A 20,635-nucleotide genomic window follows, 5' to 3' on the forward strand; every position below is an offset into this window, starting at 1 on the left:
GGCCGAGTGTAGCGATTCTGAATTCATAATTATGAATAATCAGTCGGCTAAGATGCCGGCCCAGTTACAGGAGAGTTTCGATGTCGGACGACAGCCGCGCCGGGGACGCCCCGGAGTTCAAGACTGCCACGCTGGAGCAATGGACCAAGGCCGCCGCCAAGTCCGCTCCGGGCGGTGACGTGGCGGCACTGAACTGGGTGACGCCCGAGGGGCTGACGGTCAAGCCGCTCTACACCGCCGCCGACGTGGCCGACCTGCCGCACGCCGACACGCTGCCCGGCTTCGAGCCCTTCCTGCGCGGCCCGCAGGCGACGATGTACGCCGCCCGGCCCTGGACGATCCGCCAGTACGCTGGCTTCTCCACCGCCGAGGAGAGCAATGCCTTTTATAGAAAGGCACTCGCCGCCGGCGGCCAGGGCGTGTCGGTGGCCTTTGACCTGGCGACCCACCGCGGCTACGACAGCGACCATCCCAGAGTGACCGGCGACGTTGGCAAGGCCGGCGTGGCCATCGACTCGGTGGAGGACATGAAGATCCTGTTCGACGGCATCCCGCTGGACAAGGTGTCGGTCTCGATGACCATGAATGGGGCCGTGCTGCCGGTGCTGGCCGGCTATGTGGTGGCGGCGGAAGAGCAGGGCGTGTCGCAGGACAAGCTGGCCGGGACCATCCAGAACGACATCCTCAAGGAGTTCATGGTCCGCAACACCTATATCTACCCGCCGGAGCCGTCGATGCGCATCGTCGGCGACATCATTGAGTACACGGCGCGGGAGATGCCCAAGTTCAACTCCATCTCCATCTCGGGCTATCACATGCAGGAGGCGGGCGCCAACCAGGCGCTGGAGCTGGCCTTCACGCTGGCCGACGGCCAGGAGTATGTGAAGACGGCCATGGCCAAGGGCCTGAGCGTCGACGACTTCGCGCCGCGCCTGAGCTTCTTCTGGGCCATCGGGATGAACTTCTATCTCGAGATCGCCAAGATGCGTGCGGCGCGGCTGCTGTGGACGCGCATCATGAAGAGCTTCGGCGCGACCGCGCCTAAGAGCCTGATGCTGCGCACCCACTGCCAGACCTCGGGATGGAGCCTGACGGCGCAAGACCCGTACAACAACGTGGTGCGCACCACCATCGAAGCCATGGCGGCCGTCTTCGGCGGCACGCAGAGCCTACACACCAACTCGCTGGACGAGGCCATTGCCCTGCCCACCGAGTTCAGCAGCCGCATCGCGCGCAACACCCAGCTCATCATCCAGGAAGAGACCCACATCACCAGCGTCGTCGACCCCTGGGCCGGCAGCTACATGATGGAAAAGCTCACCCAGGACATGGCCGACAAGGCCTGGGAGATCATCGAAGAGGTCAATGCCCAGGGCGGCATGATCAAGTCGGTGGACTCAGGCTGGGCCAAGCTGAAGATCGAGGCGAGTGCAGCCGAGAAGCAGGCGCGCATCGACTCCGGCCAGGACGTCATCGTCGGCGTCAACAAGTACAAGCTGGCCAAGGAAGACCCCATCGACATCCTGGACGTGGACAACGTCAAGGTGCGCGACGGCCAGATAGAGCGCCTGAACCGCATCAAGGCCACGCGCGACACCGCCGCCGTGCAGGCCGCGCTGGCCGCGCTGACGCAGGCCGCCGAGACCGGTGAAGGCAACCTGCTGGACCTGTCCATCAAGGCCGTGCGCCTTCGCGCGACGGTGGGCGAGGTGTCCGACGCGCTGGAGGCCGTATTCGGCCGCCACCGTGCCGACACGCACAAGGTCAGCGGTGTCTACGCGGCCGCCTACGACTCGGCAGAGGGCTGGGCCAAGCTGCAGGAGGAGATCGCGGCCTTTGGTGACGAGCAAGGCCGCCGCCCGCGCGTGATGATCGCCAAGCTCGGGCAAGACGGCCACGACCGCGGCGCCAAGGTCGTTGCCACGGCGTTCGCCGACCTCGGCTTCGACGTCGACATCGGCCCGCTGTTCCAGACCCCCGAGGAATGCGCCCGCCAAGCCATCGAGAACGACGTGCACGCCGTGGGCATCTCGACACTCGCGGCCGGGCACAAGACGCTGGTGCCGGCCATCATTGCCGAGCTGAAGAAGCAGGGCGCCGACGACATCATCGTGTTCGTGGGCGGCGTCATTCCGGCGCAGGACTACGACATGCTGTACGCGGCGGGCGTGAAGGGCATCTACGGTCCGGGCACGCCCATCCCGGCCAGCGCCAAGGACGTTCTGGAGCAGATCCGGGCAAGCCTGCAATGACATACGGCCGCTTTCCCGGGAGCGTCTGGCTGCTGACAAATGAAAAGCGTTCTCGAGAGGGGTATGAAGGGCTGGTGGCTGCCCGAGTCGATCCCACGCTCGGGCTGGACATACCTCGCCTGGAGCCTGCGCCTAGCACTGCCCTCTATTCGCATGGTCAAGGGCCCCACCTTCACTTGCCCGTTGTTGGACCAGCCGTGCTCAGCCGCATGTTCGGTCGCATGAAGGAGCGGGCCAAGACCGCCGCCCTGGTGAACATCGAAGGTGAAAGTCTTGGCGACATCTTTCTCTTGAGCGGGTTGCACCTGAAGGAGATGCCCTCGGGGCATCAGCGCGTAACCAGTCTTCAGATACGGATGAATCTGGAAGAGGACCGGTTGGTCCTCACGGTATCAGGGAGCCTTGGGCCTTCGCAGGAGGGTTGGTATACAGGGGCCTCGATCTATCAGGCGTTTGAAATGTTCAATGCGACGATCTCGATCCCCGTCGATGAATGCAAGTACGCGCTGTTTGGTGCCCGGCGCCCCGAGGAGCGGTCAGTTGAATAGCGTGGCCACGGAGGTGCGGTGTTGACTCTGCATACCGAAACGGTGCGGGCGGCTGACTTCGAAGACATGCTGGCTCTGCGCATCGCGGCGCTGCGCGAGAGCCTGGAGCGGCTGGGCCGCTTCAATCCCGACGTCGCGCGGGCGCGGCTGAAGAGCCAGTTCCGGCCTGAGTGGATGCAGCACCTCATCGTCGACGGCGAGCGCGCGGGCTACTTCACCGTCGAGCCGCGCGACGGCGAGTTGCGCCTGCATCACCTCTATCTGCGCGCCGACAGGCAAGGGCAGGGCATAGGTGCCTGGGTGCTCGACCAGATCAAGGCACAAGGCCTGCCCATCACATTGGCGGCGCTGCGCGAAAGCCGCGCCAACGACTTCTACCTCCGCCATGGCTTCAAGGTTGTCGAGGAGCAGGACTTCGACATCGAATACCGCTGGGAGGCTGCTTGAGTCTTGCAACGCCCCTCCAGGCCGGCGACCGCCGCGCACTCGCCAAGGCCATCACGCTGATCGAGTCCACCCGGGCCGATCACCGCGAACAGGCCGACGCGCTGCTGACGGCGCTGATGCCCGCCACCGGCGGCGCGCTGCGCCTGGGCATCTCCGGCGTTCCGGGCGTGGGCAAGAGCACCTTCATCGAAGCCTTCGGCATGTTCCTGCTGGAACGTGGCCACCGCGTGGCGGTGCTGACGGTGGACCCGTCGAGCACGCTGTCCGGCGGTGCCATCCTGGGCGACAAGACGCGCATGGAAAGGCTTTCCATGGACCAGCGCGCCTTCATCCGCCCCAGTCCCAGCAGTGGCACGCTGGGCGGCGTGGCCGAGAAGACGCGCGAGGCCATGCTGCTGTGCGAGGCGGCGGGCTATGACGTCGTCATCGTCGAGACGGTCGGCGTCGGCCAGAGCGAGACGGCCGTGGCCGGCATGACCGACCTATACCTGCTGCTGCAACTGCCCAACGCGGGCGACGATTTGCAGGCCATCAAGAAGGGCGTCATGGAACTGGCCGACTTGGTCGTCATCAACAAGGCCGACCTGGACGACGTGGCCGCCACGCGTGCCCAGGCCCAGATCACGTCCGCGCTGCGGCTGTTGCCCAGGCATGCGCACGCCAACCATCGCGTGATGAAGGTCAGCGCGCTGAAGGCCGACGGCATAGCGCCCGTGTGGGACGCGCTGACTGCACTGCGCACAGCGAGTGAAGGCGGCGGCGGCTGGGCGGCCAAGCGCCGCGAGCAGTCCCTGGCGTGGATGTGGGCGCGCATCCAGTCCGGCCTCAAGCTGGCCTTCGTCTCGCACCCAGGCGTGAAGAGCCAACTCGACGCCGCAACCGCGGACGTTCGCGAAGGCCGTACGCCAGCATCCACCGCGGCACGCCAGTTGCTGGCGACCTTCAGGAGCACCCCATGATCACCGGCCTGCATCACATCAATCTGCGCGCACCCGCCGAGCTGCTCGCAGTGCTGCGCGATTTCTACCGCGACGTGCTCGGCCTCGAGCAAGGGCCGCGGCCGGACTTCGACAGCCCAGGCTACTGGCTCTATGCCAGCGGCCACCCGGTCGTCCACCTGTCCACGCAGCGGGCCAATGAAGCGGTGCGCGGCCCGGTGAACCCCGCCGCCCCGACGACCTACGACCACACGGCCTTCTTCGGCACTGACCCGGTGGGCACCGCGGCGCATCTGCGCGCGCTGGGCGTGAGCTTCCACGAGTCCCGCTCGCCCGTCACCGGCCAGCACCAGTTCTTCTTCCAAGACCCCGCCGGTAATGGCGTGGAGATCAATTTCCCGTTCGAGGGTTGAACCCATATGCAAGACATCCTGCAAGCACTCGAAGCCAAGCGCGCCCGTGCGCGGCTCGGCGGTGGCGAGAAGCGCATTGCCGCCCAGCACGCCAAGGGCAAGTTGACGGCGCGCGAACGGCTGGAGCTGCTGTTCGACGAAGGCAGCTTCGAGGAATGGGACATGTTCGTCGAGCACCGCTGCGTGGACTTCGGCATGCAGGACAACAAGATCCCCGGCGACGGCGTCGTGACCGGCTACGGCATGATCAACGGGCGCCTGGCCTTCGCCTTCAGCCAGGACTTCACGGTCTTCGGCGGCGCGCTCTCCGAAGCCCATGCCGAGAAGATCTGCAAGGTGATGGACCAGGCCATGAAGGTCGGTGCCCCGGTCATCGGCCTGAACGATTCGGGCGGCGCGCGCATCCAGGAAGGTGTCGCGTCCCTGGGCGGTTATGCCGACGTGTTCCAGCGCAATGTGATGGCCTCCGGCGTCGTGCCGCAGATCAGCATGATCATGGGCCCCTGCGCCGGCGGCGCGGTCTACTCGCCGGCGATGACCGACTTCATCTTCATGGTGCGGGACAGCAGCTACATGTTCGTCACCGGCCCCGAGGTCGTGAAGACCGTGACGCACGAGGAAGTGACCGCCGAGGAACTGGGCGGCGCCACCACGCACAACAGCCGCAGCGGCGTGGCTGACCTGTCGTTCGAGAACGATGTCGAGGCGCTGTTGATGCTGCGCCGCTTCTTCAACTACCTGCCGCTGTCCAACCGCGAGAAGGCGCCATGCCGCCCCAGCGGTGACCCGGCCACGCGCCTGGACTACTCGCTGGACACGCTGGTGCCCGAGAACGCCAACAAGCCCTACGACATCAAGGAACTGATCCTCAAGGTCGTCGACGACGGTGACTTCTTCGAGCTGCAGCCCGACTACGCGAAGAACATCGTTACGGGCTTTGCGCGCATGGAAGGCCAGACGGTCGGCATCGTCGCCAACCAGCCGCTGGTGCTGGCCGGCTGCCTGGACATCAAGAGCAGCATCAAGGCCGCGCGCTTCGTGCGCTTCTGCGACGCGTTCAACATCCCGGTCGTCACTTTCGTCGACGTGCCCGGCTTCATGCCCGGCACCTCACAGGAGTACGGCGGCATCATCAAGCATGGCGCCAAGCTGTTGTATGCGTACGCCGAGTGCACGGTGCCCAAGATCACCGTCATCACCCGCAAGGCCTACGGTGGCGCCTACGACGTGATGGCCTCCAAGCACCTGCGCGGCGACGTCAACTTCGCCTGGCCCAACGCCGAGATCGCCGTGATGGGCGCCAAGGGCGCGGTGGAGATCATCTTCCGCGAGGACAAGGGCGACCCTGCCAAGCTGGCGGCCCGCGAGGCCGAGTACAAGGCCCGCTTCGCCAACCCCTTCATCGCCGGCAGCCGCGGCTTCATCGACGACGTCATCCAGCCGCACGAGACGCGCAAACGCATCTGCCGCAGCCTGTCGATGCTGAAGGACAAGAAGCTGGAGAACCCGTGGCGCAAGCACGGGAACATCCCGCTGTGAAGCACGCTTGGTTCTTGGCGTTGGGGCTGCTGGCCTCCCATGCGCAGGCCGCGCAGCACAAGGACGCGGCCAGCGGCTGCGTGGTGTCCGCGCCGGCCTATCTGGCCAGCAACGACTATGCGTTCAGCTACCAGGGCGCCTGCCGCGACGGCCTCGCCGAAGGCCAGGGCAAGGCCATCTGGACACTGCGCAATTCGCCCCAGCACCGCGAGGAATGGGCAGGGCGTTTCAGCGCCGGCGTCTACCTGCCCGAGCCGTCGCAAGGCCTCAAGGCGCGCGCGCTGCGGGGCGACAACGTGCTGTTCGATCTCGGCCCCCTGCCCAAGCTGGAGGGCATGAGCCCGCGCCTGGCGGTGGAGGCCACCAGCGAGCTGACCAAGTATCCCGACCCCTGCAAGCCCGACACGCTCTTCGTGCTGCAGGCCGACGGCCCGGCGCTGGTGTCTGACGACGTGGCCAAGCAGATGCTGCGCTCGGCGCTGGACAAGCTCAAGCTCCGCTGTGGCGATGACCGCCTGCGCGAGCGCGGCCGACCAGGTGGCGAGCGCAGCCACGTCCGCGTGCGGGTGGTGCAGCAGGCCGATCTCGAGGCGGATCAGTACGGCAATCCCAAGGGCGTTGTCGTCGAGGCGTCGCTGCCGCTGGAAGCCGGCAAGGATTTCACCCAGTACAGCAACAGCGTCGCCAGCCAGCAACGCCAACGCCAGGCGCGTGAAGAGCGCGACGCACAGAAGCAGGCCAATGCGCAGCGCCTGCAGGCCTTTGCCAAGCCATTGGGTGCCGGCATCTGGGTCGGCCTGAACGCGCTGGCGCAGAACCCCTTCCGCTACCAGGACCAGGTCGTGCTGACGGCCGTGAAGCTCAACGATGTGGTCGCGCCGACGCGTGCCCGCGTCATGGCTGTTGGCGGCGGCTACCAGAGCAGCTTTGCCTTGATCGAAGGCGAAGGGCTTGCCAAGTGGGAACCCGGTGCGCGCGTCCTCGCCGTCAAGGTGCTGGGGCGCTTGCCCAACACCGATGCCGATCTTCCCGCCGGCTTGCATCTGCAACTGGTGGGCCAGTTGCCCTGCGCGCAGGGAGATTGCGGTGATCGCCTGTCCCTGCCCAACCCGCTGCGTGATGGCGAGGCACCCTGATGGCCAAGGCACGTTGCGCCGCCGAGGCGCTCAAGCTCACCGACATCCCCAACATCGGCAGGGCCATGGCCGCCGATCTCGTCCAACTGGGCTTGCCCACGCCTGCGCACGTGAAGGCCATGGACCCCTTCAAGACCTATGACCGCCTGCGCGACCCGATGGGCCAGCGCCATGACCCCTGCGTGCTCGACACCTTCATGGCTGCCCACGATTTCATGAACGGCGGGCCTGCCCAGCCGTGGTGGCACTTCACCGAACAGCGCAAGAAGCTGCTCGCGAAAACGAAATAACGAGGCACCTCATGTTTACCAAGATCCTGATTGCCAACCGGGGTGAGATCGCCTGCCGGGTCATCGCCACGGCAAGGAAGATGGGCATCGCTACCGTCGCCGTCTATTCCGAAGCCGACAAGGACGCCCGCCACGTCGAGCTGGCCGATGAAGCCGTGCTGCTTGGCCCGGCGCCGTCGCGCGAGAGCTATCTTGTCGCCGACAAGATCATTAGCGCCGCCAAGCAGACGGGTGCGCAGGCCATCCACCCCGGCTACGGCTTCCTGTCCGAGAACGAAGAGTTCGCGCGTCGCGTCGAGGAGGAGGGCCTGGTCTTCATCGGCCCCAAGCACGGCTCCATCGCCGCGATGGGCGACAAGATCGCGTCCAAGAAGCTGGCGACCGCGGCCGGCGTCAACACCATTCCCGGGCACAACGAACCCATCCTGTCGGCCGAGGAGGCCGTGGGCATCGCGGCGCGCATCGGCTACCCAGTCATGATCAAGGCCAGCGCCGGCGGTGGTGGCAAGGGCCTGCGCGTGGCCTTCAACGACAAGGAAGCCTTCGAGGGCTTCACGTCCTGCCGCAACGAGGCGCGCAACAGCTTTGGCGACGACCGCGTCTTCATCGAGAAGTTCGTCGAGGAACCGCGCCACATCGAGATCCAGCTGCTGGGCGACGCGCAAGGCCATGTCGTCTACCTGTGGGAGCGCGAATGCTCCATCCAGCGCCGCCACCAGAAGGTCATCGAGGAGGCGCCGTCGCCCTTTATCAGCGAGGCCACGCGCCGCGCGATGGGAGGGCAGGCGGTGCAACTGGCAAAGGCGGTGAACTACCAGAGCGCCGGCACGGTGGAGTTCGTCGTCGGCAAGGACCAGGGCTTCTACTTCCTGGAGATGAACACGCGGCTGCAGGTGGAGCACCCGGTCACCGAGTGCATCACCGGCCTGGACCTCGTCGAGCAGATGATTCGCGTCGCCGCCGGCGAGCCGCTGTCATTCACGCAGGAGCAGATCAAGCGCGAAGGTTGGGCCATCGAATGCCGCATCAATGCGGAAGACCCCTTCCGCAACTTCCTGCCCAGCACCGGCCGCCTGGTGCGCTACCAGCCGCCCGAGACGACGATGACGCAGGCCGAGCCGCAGCGCTTTGGCGTGCGCGTGGACACCGGCGTCTACGAGGGCGGCGAGATCCCGATGTTCTACGACTCGATGATCGCCAAGCTCATCGTGCACGGCCGCGACCGGGCCGAAGCCATCGCCAAGATGCGCGAGGCGCTGAACGGCTTCGTCATCCGTGGCGTGTCCAGCAACATCCCCTTCCAGGCGGCGCTGCTGGCCCACCCGGACTTTGCGAGCGGCGACTTCAACACCGGCTTCATCGCCCAGCACTACGCCGGCGGCTTCAAGGCCGAGGATGTGCCGCATGACGACCCGCTCTTCCTTGTCGCGCTGGCCGGCTTCATCCGCCGCAAGGCACGTGAGCGCGAGGCCGGCATCAGCGGCCAGTTGCGCGGCCACGAGGTGCAGATCGAGCACGACTACGTTGCCGTCGTCAATCTCGGCGCTGGCCACAGCGAGCGCCATGCGCTGCACATCAGCGAATACGCGGGCGCGCTGGGCGAGGCACGCGTGCAGGTGGGCGGCAAGGACTACCGCATCGTTTCCAGCTCCCGCCTGAACGACGTGCGCATCACCGGCACCGTCAATGGCCTGGCCTTTACCGCCCAGGCTGAGCGCGGCACGGCGAAGAACCCGCTGGCCTATCGCATCCACCATGGCGGCCTGTTGATCGAGCTGACCGTGCTGAGCCCGCGCGCGGCCGAATTGCAGACGTTGATGCCCTACAAGGCACCGCCGGACACCTCCAAACTGCTGCTGTCGCCCATGCCCGGGCTGCTCGTGCACCTAGTTGCGCAGGTCGGCCAGACGGTTCAGGCCGGTGAGCGGCTGGCGGTCATTGAGGCGATGAAGATGGAGAACATCCTGACCGCCGCGCAGGACGTGACCGTCGCCGAGGTGTTGGCCAAGCCGGGCGAGAGCCTGTCGGTAGACCAGCCCATCCTGCGCTTTGCCTGAATCCGTCGCCATCGTCGGCGCCGGTGTCGCCGGCGCGGCCGCAGCGATTCGTCTGGCCGAGCGCGGCGTCGCTGTTGATCTGTACGAGGCCGTGCCCGAGCCCAAACCCATCGGTGCGGGCCTGCTGCTTCAGCCCACCGGCCAGCGCGTGCTCACGGCCATGGGGCTGCTGGACGAGGCGCTGGCGCTGGGTACGCGGGTAGACCGCTTGTTCGGCGACACGCCCTCGGGCCGCGCGGTGCTGGACATGAGCTACCGGCGCTTCCATCCTGAGGCCTATGGCCTGGGCATCCAGCGCGGCGCGTTGATGGGCATGCTGTGGAAGCGCGTGCGCGAGCTCGGCGTCCGCTGGCATTGCGGCGCGCTGGTTGAAGGCTTCGAGCAGGACGAGGCCGGCGTCACCTTGCGTTTGTCCGGCGGAGCCAAGGCTCGCCATGCCGCGCTGATCCTCGCCAACGGCAGCTTCTCCAGGCTGCGCGAAGGCATGAAGGTCAGCCAGCATGCGCGCGCCTTCCCCTGGGGCGCCGTCTGGACCGTGCTGCCGGCGCCGCCTGGTTTCCCTCAGATCGAGCTGCGCCAGCGCTTCCGGTCGGCGTCGCAGATGATCGGCCTGATGCCGGTCGGCAGGGCCGATCACGCCGATGGCGCACGAGGCATCAACCTGTTCTGGAGTCTGCCCGTCGCCGAACTTGAAGGTTGGCGCGAGCGCGTTGGGCTGGATCGCATCAAGCAGCAGATGGCCGAGCTCTTTCCCGACGTCTTGCCGCTGCTGGCCGGCCTGCGCGATGCCGGGCACTTGCGTGAAGCCCGCTACGCCGATGTCCACATGGCGCGCTGGCATGACGGCCGCGTGCTGGCCATTGGTGACTGCGCCCATGGCATGAGCCCGCAGCTAGGGCAGGGCGCCAACATGGCGCTGATCGATGCGCACGAGCTGGCGAGCGAGGTCGGTGGCGACTGGCCCGGCGTGTTCGAGCGCTACGGCCGCCGCCGCCGCGCCCACCTGCGCTTCTACGGTCAGGCCAGCAAGGGCCTGACGCCGATGTTCCAGTCCCACGCCGTTGTCGCGCCCTGGTTGCGCGACCGCTTCTTCGGTTGGGGCGGGCGACTGCCCTATGTCCACCAGCAGTCCATCGCGGTGCTGGCCGGCTACAAGACCGGCTGGCTCTGGGGGCGGCTCAAGCTGGCCGGCTGCTGATGCGCTTCGGCCTGTTCGCCCATCTGCGTGTGCTGCGGGCCGCGCTGGCGCCGCTGCGCCAGCGCGGCTTCGGCAAGGCCCAGGCGCTGCTGTGGCAGTTGCCGGCGGCCGTGCTGCTGCGCGCCTGGCGCGCACTTGCCCAGCCCTGCAATGCGGCGCTGCTGAGCGGCACTGCCGGCGCGCGGCGCTGCGCCGAGTTCCAGCAGCGGCTGCCGCAAGACGGCCGGCCGCGGTTTTACGTCATCGTGATGCCGCAGACGCTGCATTTCCTGCAGCCCTGCCTGAGCCTGCTCGTGGACAGCGCACAGCTGGTGCTGCTGGCGAACGGCGCCCGGCGCTGGGAACGGCAATGGCTGGCGCGGCGCTTCCCGACGCTGCCCCTGCATGTGCTGCCGACGCTGCCGGCGTCCAGCGCACCGCATGGCGCGGTCGTCAGCCTGCTGCTGCGCACCGAGGGCGCCAGCTTTGGCATCCTCGACCATGACGCCTACGTCTTTGACGGCGGCCTGTTGCCGCGCTTGCTGCCCACGGGGCGGGACAGCATGGTCAGCTGCTTCGAGGCCCGCAGCGAGGGGACCGGCCTGGCCTACCCGCTGACGCATCTGCTCTTCCTCAACGCCCCGGTGCTGCGCGAGCTGATGGAGCGCTGGCAGGTCGACGCGCGCTTGTACCGTCGCGCTCCGGCCTCGGTGGCCGAGCCTTTTGCACAACTGCATCTCGGGCCGCGCAGCTACCTGAAGCCCTACCAGGGCTTCTTCGACACCCTGCACGTGCTGCTGATCGTGGCCCAGGCAGAGGGCTGGACGCCGCGCTTCGTGCCCATGGCCAGCGAGGCGCCGGTCTGGCATGTCGGTGGCACCAGCATCGGCAGCCACCACACCAAACCGCTGTTCGCCCTCTACCTGCACCTGCGCTTCCTGGAACTGGTGGGCGACGAGACGCTGAGCCGCCGCTACGCTTTCATGGCGGCACCGCTGACCCACTCCGATGAGGCGCTGCAGCGCTGTATGCCCGGCGATGCCGGCTGGCAAGGATTGCCCATCGCCTTGGCCCTTCTGGACAGGCTGCAGCAGCGCCTTCAGCCCCCCACAACCTGACGCGAGTCACGCCATGACCCAAGCCACGCCCCGTCCCTTCCAAGTCCTCGGCCTGCAGCAGATCGCCATCGGCGGCCTGGACAAGGACAAGCTGCGCCGCCTGTGGGTGGACCTGCTGGGCGTGCCGGTGACCGGCAATTTCAAGAGCGAGCGCGAGAACGTCGATGAGGACATCTGCACGCTGGGGCAGGGCGTGCATGCCGTCGAGGTGGACCTGATGCAGCCGCTGGACCCGGAGAAGAAACCGGCCGTGCATGCCACGCCGTTGAACCACATCGGCCTGTGGGTGGACGACCTGCCAGCGGCCGTGGCTGCCATGACGGCGCAGGGCGTTCGCTTTGCGCCCGGTGGCATCCGCAAGGGCGCGGCCGGTTACGACATCTGCTTCATCCACCCGAAGAGCAACGATGAGTTCCCCATCGGCGGAGAGGGCGTGCTGATCGAGCTGGTGCAGGCACCGCCCGAGGTGATTGCAGCACTGGGTTGAAAGGCGACTGCGCTCAGCCGGGCTGGCGCGCTGTGGTGGCGAGCTTGTTGAGGTCGACGCCGCTGATGACGCCGCGCAGCTGGTCGATGCCGACCTGCTCGCCCTTGGCCTCGACGATGACGCCGTTGGGCAGCAGCACCGACATCTCGGCGTGCGAGCCATCCTTGCGATAGTCCTCGCGCACCGTGCGGTCGCCCTGCTTGAACACGCGCTCGATGCGGCCATCGGCCTCCTTGTCGAGCGTCATGTTGGCCCAGCCGGCGAGGTTGGCCATGCCGGCGAGGCTGCCCATGTCGGTGATGTCCAGGCTGATGGACTTGTCGCCATTGCCATAGCGGGCCCGGGCGGATGACGAGTTGATGCCGATCGCGCCGCCGCTCTGGGCCTCGACACTGGTGCGCTTGAAGTCGCCGAGAGTCTCAGGCAGCAGCGCCTTGAGGTCCGCGGCCGGCATCGGCTTGGCCCCCCCGGTCGCACCCGTCACAGCGCCCATCATCTCGCTCAGCGCCTTGCCCGCTGCAGCGCTGTCTCCCTTGGCCTGAGCCTCCTCCATGCGTTTGCCCAGCGCCTCCATGCGCTTGGCGGCCGCGTCCATCTTGCTGGTGTCGAGGGTGACGTCGCCGCCCGGGCCCTTGAGCGTCACCGAGCCGCTACCCTGATGCCCGCCGCCCCAGCTGCCCATGCCGAGCACTGCGCTGCTCACCGCGCCCACCACCAACCCGGCCACGATGCCCGCCACCACGACCACGGCGGTGTAGCCGGCGGACTTCTCCGGCGGGTTGCGCATCAGCACTGGCAGCCCGAGGTAGATAAGGTAGATCGAATAGAGCCCGCACAGCAGGCCCAGCACGCTCAGCGAGGGCAGGAGCTGGAACACCCCGCCCACGAAGCCAGCCGTGCAGCCATACGCCACCAGCTTGAGCGCGGCCAGGGGGTCGGGCGTGCCGCCGAAGGTGGGCGCCAGCGCGTTCACCAGCAGCGAAAGCAGGTAGACCATGCCCAGCGACAGCACATAGCCCACCACCATATGCACCAGGCCGCTCACGAAAGGCACGCGGAAGCTGATGCCGAAGCCACCCATTCCGATCACCGACATGCCGATGAAGCCCGCCACCGCCGGTATCGCCGCCAGGATGAGCAGCCATTCCTTGTACAGGGACTGCACCGTGGCGGTCTCCTGGGCGATCTGCGGCCAGGTGTCCTTGGGCTTGAGCAGGATGTCTTGGATGCGCTGAACCAGAATCATGGCGATCTCCGCAGGGGTGCCGCATCGTAGAAGCCGGCACCTGCGTGGCACATGGGGCTTTCATGAAGCCGCTCGCGGCGCTGACGTCTTTGGCGTTGGCGAAGCCGCGCTTCCCGAATCGCCGCTTCTGCGAAACCGTACCCGCCCGTAATCTGCAAGCAGCAAAACTTGCGCGTGCCGCGCTGGGCTCACCGGCCCGTGGCACACCGGAAGGCGAGGGGGCCACAAGCCGTTTCGCGAGTTCGGTCGCAAGGGTTTGCTCAGCACGGGCCAGAATGCGCGGCTTCTCATGCCGCTGCCGCCGATGCGCCTCCTCCACGTCCTGTTCGCCCTGCTGTTGCCGACCCTCGCGCAGGCCTGGGGCAACCACACCCCCATGTGCTACCGCGCCTTCGAGCGCATGCCCGAGGTTGCGAACGTTGCGGTCGTGGAGGCCGAACCTCTCGTGGACTTCCTTCGCGACCAGGAAGTGGCCATCGCCGCTCGGCTCGACGCTCAGGAGGCTTTGCTGCGCGAGCGCCTGAAGGGGCATGCCCCCCGGCCCGACGCGTTGCGCTTTGTGGCCGATGCCAAACGCAGCGACGCCGAGCGACGCGCCGCCTTCCTGCGCGCGCTGCGCCTGTCGCCCCAGGCCAGGCTGGCCCTCTATCTGCAGATCGACCCGCGCAACCCCGACGCCAGCCGCCCTGCACTGGATGTCGGCGTGGTCAGTGCCGCCACCCCGGGCAAGGGCGCGACCCAGCGCTTCGTCACACTGCAGCCCGGCGAGACCGTCGCGCCGCTGGCCGTGCTGGCCTCGGCCTGCGACGAGCCCGACTACGGCCACGACCTCAATCTCTTTGACGACAACCCGGGCAGCCCGGCCGACCCGGCTTACGGCTTCGGCAAGCAGCCCTTTGGCAACGCGGCCGTCGCGATCGGCTCGCAGGCGCCTTTCCACATGGGCTTCTTTCACCAGGGCGCCGTCTTCAACACGCTGGCGCCCAGCTTTGCGCGCACCTTCACCGAGTTGCGCGTGCAGCAGTACAGCGCATTGGCCGCGTTGGCCTGGCAGAGCGGCCATGCCTATTGGGGTTGGCGCTTTGCGGGCATGGCCCTGCACCATGTCGAGGACCTGACGCAGCCCTATCACTCCAGCGCTGCGCCGGGCGCGACGCTGGGCCACATGATGTGGGTCAACCTCAAGGCCCAGCTGGGCGCGCCAGCGGATCGCCAGGGATTGGTCGTGCTGCAGAGCAACCGCCATTTCGTGCTGGAGCAGTTCCAGACGCGCTGGATCATCGACAACGCGCAGCAGCGTCGCGATGGCCCGCTGGAGCTCGCGCTGCGCGACGCCACCCGCGACGGCCGCTACCCGGCCTGGGGTTTCGACTATGTACGCGACATCGTCGCGGCCGAGGCGTTCAAGGCCGGGCCGGCGACGGATGCAGCCGTCGTGGTCGGCGCGCCGGCGAAATTCGTCACTGACCCCAATTTGGACTTTGCTGCCAACGAAGCCCAGTTCGGCCCCGAGCTGGCGCGCGACCTGCAGGGTCAACGCGATGCCTTGCACCGGGCCATCGCTGAGCTGCTGGGCCATTTCGGAGCGCACAGCCGCAACGCGCTGCGTGGGATGTTGAAGCAGGCCAGCGCGCCGCATTGATCTTCGCAAACCACGAAACGCCAGTCGTTTTCTGGCGCAGAATCTCTATCTTCACGAAGGCTATGCTGGAGTTGGACGATCAACATGCGCCACGACCTCACCACTCTCAATCTCGTGCTCGCCATCGAGCAGACCCGCTCGATCACGCGCGGCGCCGCCCAGGAACACCTGGCGCTGGCAGCCGCCAGCAAGCGCCTGTCTGACCTGGAAAGCCGCCTCGGCGTGCAGCTCTTTGAGCGGCGCGCGAGGGGGGTCGAACCTACCGAGGCCGGCCGCGCCTTGGTGCGCCATATCCGTTCGCTGCACGCGTCGCTCTACGCCCTCGAGACCGAGGTCATGGAGTTCTCGCGGGGCATCAAGGGCCATCTGCGCATCGCCGCCAACAGCAGTGCCATCACCGAGGCGCTGCCGCCGCATCTGGTGGGTTTCTCGCAGGCGCACAGCCAGATCCGCATCAGCCTGGAAGACCTGACCAGCGCCGAGGCCCAGGCCGCGGTGGCGGAAGGGCGTGCCGACATCGGTGTGTTCTCGCCGCCTCTGCTGGACAACCGGCTGCAGACGTGGACGTTTGCGCACGGTCGCCTCGCGGCGCTCGTGCCCTTGAAGCACCCGCTGGCCCAGCGCGAGGAAGTCACCTTCGACGACCTGCTGGCTTATGACCTCATCGGCCTGCATGCCGGTGCCAGCGCCCAAGAGCTGATGCGCGAGCAGGCGGCGGCACGCGGCAAGACGCTGAATGCGCGCTGGCAGGTGCGTGGCTTTGATGCCATCGCCCAGCTCGTCGAGGCTGGCCTGGGCGTGGCCGTGCTGCCCGAGCAACCGGCCGAGCGCTTCACGCGCGTCTTCGGCGTGCGCTGCCTGCGGCTTGAAGAGCCGTGGGCCGAGCGCGAATATGTATTGGGTGTGCTGCGCCAGCAGCGTCTGCCCACCGTGGTGCAACGCTTCGTGGACACCCTGATTCCTCGAGAGAAGCAATGACTTCAAGAACCCTCTACGACAAGCTCTGGGATGAGCATGTCGTGCACTCCGAGCCGGATGGCACGGCACTGCTCTACATCGACCGCCACCTCGTCCATGAGGTGACCAGCCCGCAGGCCTTTGAAGGCCTGGACCTGGCCGGCCGCAAGGTCTGGCGCTTGAGCGCCAACCTCGCCGTCAGCGATCACAACGTGCCGACGACGGATCGCTCGCAAGGCATTGCCGACCCGATCTCGCGCCTGCAGGTCGACACGCTGGACGCCAACTGCGACCGCGTCGGCATCACGCAGTTCAAGATGAACGACAAGCGCCAGGGCATCGTGCACGTCATCGGCCCCGAGCAGGGCGCGACGCTGCCGGGCATGACGGTCGTCTGCGGCGACAGCCACACGTCCACGCACGGCGCCTTCGGCGCGCTGGCACATGGCATCGGCACCAGCGAGGTCGAGCATGTGCTGGCCACGCAGACGCTGTCGGCCAAGAAGGCCAAGAACCTGCTCGTCAAGGTCGAAGGCCAATGCCCCAAGGGCGTCGGCGCCAAGGACATCGTGCTGGCCATCATCGGCAAGATCGGCACGGCCGGCGGCAACGGCTACACCATCGAGTTTGCGGGCGCGGCTATCCGCTCACTCTCGATGGAAGGTCGCATGACCGTCTGCAACATGGCCATCGAGGCCGGTGCGCGCGCCGGGCTCATCGGCGTGGACGAAACGACCATTGCCTACGTGAAAGGCCGCCCCTTTTCCCCGCAGGGCGTGGAGTGGGACCAGGCCGTCGCCTACTGGCGCACGCTGCATTCGGATCCCGGCGCCCATTTCGACAAGGTCGTCGAGCTCGACGCCGCGCAGATCCGCCCGCAAGTCAGCTGGGGCACCTCGCCCGAGATGGTGCTGGCCATCGACGACCGCGTGCCCGACCCCGACAAGGAAAAGGACGCCGTCAAGCGCGGCGCCATCGAGCGCGCGCTGACCTACATGGCGCTGGAACCCAACAAGGCCATCAGCGACATCCATGTCGACAAGGTCTTCATCGGCTCCTGCACCAACAGCCGCATCGAGGACATGCGCGAGGCTGCGGCCGTCGTGCGCCGTGTCGGTGGCCGGCTGGCCAAGAACATCAAGCTGGCCCTGGTTGTGCCGGGTTCCGGCCTCGTCAAGGCGCAAGCCGAAGCCGAAGGCCTGGACCAGGTCTTCAAGGCCGCCGGCTTTGAGTGGCGAGAGCCGGGCTGCTCCATGTGCCTGGCCATGAACGCCGACCGCCTGGAGCCGGGCGAGCGCTGCGCGTCGACCAGCAACCGCAATTTCGAAGGCCGCCAGGGTGCCGGTGGTCGCACCCATCTCGTCAGTCCCGCCATGGCCGCAGCGGCCGCGATGACCGGCCACTTTGTCGACGTTCGTACCCTGAGCTGATCATGGACAAGTTCACCATCCACAAAGGGCTGGTCGCGCCCATGGACCGCGACAACGTCGACACCGACGCCATCATTCCCAAGCAGTTTCTGAAGTCGATCAAGCGCAGCGGCTTCGGCCCCAACCTGTTCGACGAATGGCGCTATCTGGACCATGGCGAGCCTGGCCAGGACCCCGCCAGCCGCCAGCCCAACCCCGACTTCGTGCTGAACCAGCCGCGCTATGCCGGCGCCAGCGTGCTGGTCGCGCGCAGCAACTTCGGCTGTGGTTCCAGCCGCGAGCACGCGCCCTGGGCGTTGCAGCAGTACGGCTTCCGCGCCATCCTGGCGCCGAGCTTCGCCGACATCTTCTTCAACAACTGCTTCAAGAACGGCCTGCTGCCCATCGTCCTGCCGGAAAGCGCCATCGCGCGCCTGTTCGACGAGGTCTATGCCTTCCCCGGCTACCAGCTGGTCGTCGACCTGCCGCGCCAGGTGGTGGTCAAGCCCGACGGTGCCGAGCTCCCGTTCGACATCGAGCCCTTCCGTAAGGAGTGCCTGATCGGCGGCCTGGATGAAATCGGCCTGACGCTGCAGCACACCGACAAGATCCGCGCCTACGAGGCTCAGCGCATTGCCGCCAAGCCCTGGCTGAACAACCGAGTGATTTGAGATGAAGAAGATTGCAGTACTGCCGGGCGACGGCATCGGCCCAGAAATCATGGCCGAGGCCGTCAAGGTGCTGAAGGCGCTGGACCTGCCTTTGCAGCTCGACTGGGCCGACGTCGGCGGCAAGGCCTACGAGACCAGCGGCCACCCGCTGCCGCCCGCCACGCTGAAGCTGGCCCAGGAAGCCGACGCCGTACTGTTCGGCGCCGTGGGCGACTGGAAATACGACAAGCTGGAGCGCTCGCTGCGCCCCGAGCAGGCCATCTTGGGCCTGCGCAAGGCGCTGGGCCTGTTCGCCAACTTCCGCCCGGCCATCTGCTACGAGCAGCTCACGCACGCCTCGTCGCTGAAGCCTGAGCTGGTGGCGGGCCTCGACATCCTGCTGATTCGCGAACTGACCGGCGACATCTACTTCGGCCAGCCGCGCGGCCGCCGCACGGCCGTGGACGGCCACTTCCCCGGCGCCGACGAAGCCTTCGACACGATGCGCTACTCGCGTCCCGAGATCGAGCGCATCGCCCACGTTGCCTTCCAGGCCGCCCGCAAGCGCGGCAAGCGCCTGACCAGCGTCGACAAGGCCAATGTGCTGGAGACCTCGCAGTTCTGGAAGGACATCGTCATCGAAGTCCACGCCCAGTACCCCGACGTCGAGCTGGACCATATGTACGTGGACAACGCAGCCATGCAGCTCGTCAAGGCGCCGAAGAAGTTCGACGTCGTCGTGACCGGCAACATGTTCGGCGACATCCTGTCCGATGAAGCCGCGATGCTGACCGGGTCCATCGGCATGCTGCCGTCGGCCTCGTTGGACGCCAACAACAAGGGCCTCTACGAACCCAGCCACGGCAGCGCGCCGGACATCGCAGGCAAGGGCATCGCCAATCCTCTGGCTACAATCCTGTCCGCTGCCATGATGCTCAAGTTCTCCCTCAACCAAGCCGACGCTGCCGCTCGTATCGAGCAGGCCGTGCAGTCGGTGCTGGCCCAGGGCTTGCGCACTGCCGACATCTGGTCCGAAGGCACCTCGAAGGTCACAACCATCGAGATGGGCGACGCAGTCGTCAAAGCCATTACGACCACGAAAACCATCAAGAGCTAAAGCTCCGTCTCGTCTCGCCCCACCAAACCCGGCGAACGAGCCGGGGCCCAAAGTGGATGGGGTTTGGTGAAGCAAAGGAATGATGATGACGACCTTGGTAGGCCTCGTAGGCTGGCGCGGCATGGTGGGCTCGGTGCTCATGGAGCGCATGACCACTGAACGCGATTTCGACCTGATCGAGCCGCTGTTCTTCTCGACGTCCAACGCCGGCGGCGCTGCCCCGGCCCAGGCCAAGAACGAGAAGTCGCTGCAGAACGCCTTCGACATCGAACAGCTCAAGCGCTGCGACATCATCATCACCGCCCAGGGCGGCGACTACACGACCGAGGTCTACCCCAAGCTGCGTGCCGCAGGTTGGGCCGGCCACTGGATCGACGCCGCCTCGACCCTGCGCATGGCCGATGACGCCGTCATCATCCTGGACCCTGTCAACCGCCCGGTCATCGACCAGGCGCTGAGCAACGGCGGCAAGAACTGGATCGGCGGCAACTGCACCGTCAGCTGCATGCTGATGGGCGTGGGCGCGCTGTACAAGGCTGGCCTCGTTGAGTGGATGTCCACCCAGACCTACCAGGCCGCTTCCGGCGGCGGTGCCCAGCACATGCGCGAACTGCTGACGCAGTACGGCACGCTGAACGCGTCGGTCAAGCCGCTGCTGGACGACCCGAAGAGCGCCATCCTCGACATCGACCGCCTGTTGGCCGAGAAGCAGCGCACGCTGTCGCCCGACGAGGTGGCCAACTTTGGCGTGCCGCTGGGCGGCTCCTTGATCCCCTGGATCGACAAGGACCTCGGCAACGGCATGTCCAAGGAAGAGTGGAAGGGCATGGCCGAGACCAACAAGATCCTCGGCTCGGGCGCCATTCCCGTCGACGGCTTCTGCGTCCGCGTCGGCGCAATGCGCTGCCACAGCCAGGCCCTGACCTTCAAGCTGAAGAAGGACGTGCCCCTGGCCGACATCGAGGCCATGATCGCCGCCGACAACGCCTGGGTGAAGGTCGTGCCGAACACGCGCGAAGCCACCATCCGCGACCTGACGCCCGTGGCCGTCACTGGCACGATGACCATCCCCGTCGGCCGCCTGCGCAAGCTGGCCATGGGCCCCGAGTACCTGGGTGCCTTCACCATTGGTGACCAGCTGCTGTGGGGCGCCGCCGAGCCGCTGCGCCGCATGCTGCGCATCCTGCTCGAGCGTTGATAGACCGAACATGC

General features: G+C 66.9%; 19 protein-coding genes. 18 read left to right on the forward strand and 1 reads right to left on the reverse strand.

The window, feature by feature from the left end:
• Window positions 1–80: 80 nt before the first annotated feature.
• The 12 genes from scpA to ACXJLH_RS00875 are packed head-to-tail and all read left to right on the forward strand — an operon-like array spanning window position 81 to window position 12,402.
• The gene (gene scpA, locus ACXJLH_RS00820) at window positions 81–2,252 is read left to right on the forward strand and encodes a methylmalonyl-CoA mutase (protein WP_457442172.1); all 2,172 of its coding nucleotides are present in this window, start codon (window positions 81–83) and stop codon (window positions 2,250–2,252) included.
• Window positions 2,249–2,800, forward strand: a complete 552-nt coding sequence (locus tag ACXJLH_RS00825; protein ID WP_457442173.1) for a hypothetical protein — start codon at window positions 2,249–2,251, stop codon at window positions 2,798–2,800. The genes scpA and ACXJLH_RS00825 overlap by 4 nt, the downstream gene beginning before the upstream one ends.
• Before the next feature lie 18 nt (window positions 2,801–2,818).
• Window positions 2,819–3,247, forward strand: coding sequence for a GNAT family N-acetyltransferase (locus tag ACXJLH_RS00830; protein ID WP_457442174.1), 429 nt, complete (start codon window positions 2,819–2,821; stop codon window positions 3,245–3,247).
• Entirely contained in the window at window positions 3,244–4,206 is a 963-nt protein-coding gene (gene meaB / locus ACXJLH_RS00835) for a methylmalonyl Co-A mutase-associated GTPase MeaB (RefSeq protein WP_457442175.1), read from the forward strand. Before ACXJLH_RS00830 ends, meaB begins: the two co-directional genes overlap by 4 nt.
• The gene (locus tag ACXJLH_RS00840) at window positions 4,203–4,598 is read left to right on the forward strand and encodes a VOC family protein (RefSeq protein ID WP_056196607.1); all 396 of its coding nucleotides are present in this window, start codon (window positions 4,203–4,205) and stop codon (window positions 4,596–4,598) included. Before meaB ends, ACXJLH_RS00840 begins: the two co-directional genes overlap by 4 nt.
• Window positions 4,599–4,604: 6 nt before the next feature.
• Window positions 4,605–6,137 carry an acyl-CoA carboxylase subunit beta gene (locus tag ACXJLH_RS00845; RefSeq protein WP_457390008.1) on the forward strand — a complete coding sequence of 511 codons (1,533 nt, stop codon included), beginning with the start codon at window positions 4,605–4,607 and terminating at the stop codon, window positions 6,135–6,137.
• A complete protein-coding gene (locus tag ACXJLH_RS00850) occupies window positions 6,134–7,273 on the forward strand; it encodes a hypothetical protein (protein WP_457442176.1) in 1,140 nt (379 codons plus the stop codon). The genes ACXJLH_RS00845 and ACXJLH_RS00850 overlap by 4 nt, the downstream gene beginning before the upstream one ends.
• Window positions 7,273–7,563 (forward strand): helix-hairpin-helix domain-containing protein, encoded by a 291-nt coding sequence (locus ACXJLH_RS00855; protein WP_457442177.1) that lies wholly within the window; start codon window positions 7,273–7,275, stop codon window positions 7,561–7,563. The genes ACXJLH_RS00850 and ACXJLH_RS00855 overlap by 1 nt, the downstream gene beginning before the upstream one ends.
• Before the next feature lie 11 nt (window positions 7,564–7,574).
• The gene (locus ACXJLH_RS00860) at window positions 7,575–9,620 is read left to right on the forward strand and encodes an acetyl-CoA carboxylase biotin carboxylase subunit (RefSeq protein WP_457442178.1); all 2,046 of its coding nucleotides are present in this window, start codon (window positions 7,575–7,577) and stop codon (window positions 9,618–9,620) included.
• A complete protein-coding gene (locus ACXJLH_RS00865) occupies window positions 9,613–10,818 on the forward strand; it encodes an FAD-dependent oxidoreductase (RefSeq protein WP_457442179.1) in 1,206 nt (401 codons plus the stop codon). Before ACXJLH_RS00860 ends, ACXJLH_RS00865 begins: the two co-directional genes overlap by 8 nt.
• A complete protein-coding gene (locus ACXJLH_RS00870) occupies window positions 10,818–11,915 on the forward strand; it encodes a hypothetical protein (RefSeq protein ID WP_457442180.1) in 1,098 nt (365 codons plus the stop codon). Before ACXJLH_RS00865 ends, ACXJLH_RS00870 begins: the two co-directional genes overlap by 1 nt.
• Before the next feature lie 13 nt (window positions 11,916–11,928).
• Complete coding sequence (locus tag ACXJLH_RS00875) at window positions 11,929–12,402, forward strand: VOC family protein (RefSeq protein ID WP_056196628.1); 474 nt, start codon at window positions 11,929–11,931, stop codon at window positions 12,400–12,402.
• A 13-nt stretch (window positions 12,403–12,415) separates the two neighbouring features.
• Here ACXJLH_RS00875 and ACXJLH_RS00880 read toward each other — a convergent pair whose 3' ends face one another.
• Window positions 12,416–13,648 carry a Yip1 family protein gene (locus ACXJLH_RS00880; protein WP_056196631.1) on the reverse strand — a complete coding sequence of 411 codons (1,233 nt, stop codon included), beginning with the start codon at window positions 13,646–13,648 and terminating at the stop codon, window positions 12,416–12,418.
• A 304-nt stretch (window positions 13,649–13,952) separates the two neighbouring features.
• Between ACXJLH_RS00880 and ACXJLH_RS00885 the strand changes: the two genes are divergently transcribed.
• The 6 genes from ACXJLH_RS00885 (at window position 13,953) to asd (ending at window position 20,621) form a co-directional block, all read left to right on the forward strand.
• Window positions 13,953–15,290 (forward strand): hypothetical protein, encoded by a 1,338-nt coding sequence (locus tag ACXJLH_RS00885; protein ID WP_457442181.1) that lies wholly within the window; start codon window positions 13,953–13,955, stop codon window positions 15,288–15,290.
• 84 nt (window positions 15,291–15,374) lie between these two features.
• Window positions 15,375–16,268, forward strand: a complete 894-nt coding sequence (locus ACXJLH_RS00890; protein WP_056196636.1) for a LysR family transcriptional regulator — start codon at window positions 15,375–15,377, stop codon at window positions 16,266–16,268.
• Entirely contained in the window at window positions 16,265–17,677 is a 1,413-nt protein-coding gene (leuC, locus tag ACXJLH_RS00895) for a 3-isopropylmalate dehydratase large subunit (protein ID WP_457442182.1), read from the forward strand. The genes ACXJLH_RS00890 and leuC overlap by 4 nt, the downstream gene beginning before the upstream one ends.
• A 2-nt stretch (window positions 17,678–17,679) precedes the next feature.
• The gene (gene leuD / locus ACXJLH_RS00900) at window positions 17,680–18,327 is read left to right on the forward strand and encodes a 3-isopropylmalate dehydratase small subunit (RefSeq protein ID WP_457355768.1); all 648 of its coding nucleotides are present in this window, start codon (window positions 17,680–17,682) and stop codon (window positions 18,325–18,327) included.
• A gap of 1 nt (window position 18,328) precedes the next feature.
• Window positions 18,329–19,423, forward strand: a complete 1,095-nt coding sequence (gene leuB, locus ACXJLH_RS00905) for a 3-isopropylmalate dehydrogenase (protein ID WP_056196644.1) — start codon at window positions 18,329–18,331, stop codon at window positions 19,421–19,423.
• 85 nt (window positions 19,424–19,508) lie between these two features.
• Window positions 19,509–20,621, forward strand: coding sequence for an aspartate-semialdehyde dehydrogenase (gene asd, locus ACXJLH_RS00910; protein WP_056197236.1), 1,113 nt, complete (start codon window positions 19,509–19,511; stop codon window positions 20,619–20,621).
• The last annotated feature ends 14 nt before the right edge of the window (window positions 20,622–20,635 follow it).

The organism is Roseateles sp. P5_E4, from assembly GCF_054049255.1.

What these genes read in the sequence shown, in the direction of transcription:
- scpA (WP_457442172.1), top strand. Translation starts at nt 81, where the DNA reads ATGTCGGACGACAGCCGCGCCGGGGACGCCCCGGAGTTCAAGACTGCC.
- ACXJLH_RS00825 (WP_457442173.1), top strand. Translation starts at nt 2,249, where the DNA reads ATGACATACGGCCGCTTTCCCGGGAGCGTCTGGCTGCTGACAAATGAA.
- ACXJLH_RS00840 (WP_056196607.1), top strand. Translation starts at nt 4,203, where the DNA reads ATGATCACCGGCCTGCATCACATCAATCTGCGCGCACCCGCCGAGCTG.
- ACXJLH_RS00845 (WP_457390008.1), top strand. Translation starts at nt 4,605, where the DNA reads ATGCAAGACATCCTGCAAGCACTCGAAGCCAAGCGCGCCCGTGCGCGG.
- ACXJLH_RS00855 (WP_457442177.1), top strand. Translation starts at nt 7,273, where the DNA reads ATGGCCAAGGCACGTTGCGCCGCCGAGGCGCTCAAGCTCACCGACATC.
- ACXJLH_RS00860 (WP_457442178.1), top strand. Translation starts at nt 7,575, where the DNA reads ATGTTTACCAAGATCCTGATTGCCAACCGGGGTGAGATCGCCTGCCGG.
- ACXJLH_RS00870 (WP_457442180.1), top strand. Translation starts at nt 10,818, where the DNA reads ATGCGCTTCGGCCTGTTCGCCCATCTGCGTGTGCTGCGGGCCGCGCTG.
- ACXJLH_RS00875 (WP_056196628.1), top strand. Translation starts at nt 11,929, where the DNA reads ATGACCCAAGCCACGCCCCGTCCCTTCCAAGTCCTCGGCCTGCAGCAG.
- ACXJLH_RS00880 (WP_056196631.1), bottom strand. Translation starts at nt 13,648, where the DNA reads ATGATTCTGGTTCAGCGCATCCAAGACATCCTGCTCAAGCCCAAGGAC.
- ACXJLH_RS00885 (WP_457442181.1), top strand. Translation starts at nt 13,953, where the DNA reads ATGCGCCTCCTCCACGTCCTGTTCGCCCTGCTGTTGCCGACCCTCGCG.
- ACXJLH_RS00890 (WP_056196636.1), top strand. Translation starts at nt 15,375, where the DNA reads ATGCGCCACGACCTCACCACTCTCAATCTCGTGCTCGCCATCGAGCAG.
- leuC (WP_457442182.1), top strand. Translation starts at nt 16,265, where the DNA reads ATGACTTCAAGAACCCTCTACGACAAGCTCTGGGATGAGCATGTCGTG.
- leuD (WP_457355768.1), top strand. Translation starts at nt 17,680, where the DNA reads ATGGACAAGTTCACCATCCACAAAGGGCTGGTCGCGCCCATGGACCGC.
- leuB (WP_056196644.1), top strand. Translation starts at nt 18,329, where the DNA reads ATGAAGAAGATTGCAGTACTGCCGGGCGACGGCATCGGCCCAGAAATC.
- asd (WP_056197236.1), top strand. Translation starts at nt 19,509, where the DNA reads ATGACGACCTTGGTAGGCCTCGTAGGCTGGCGCGGCATGGTGGGCTCG.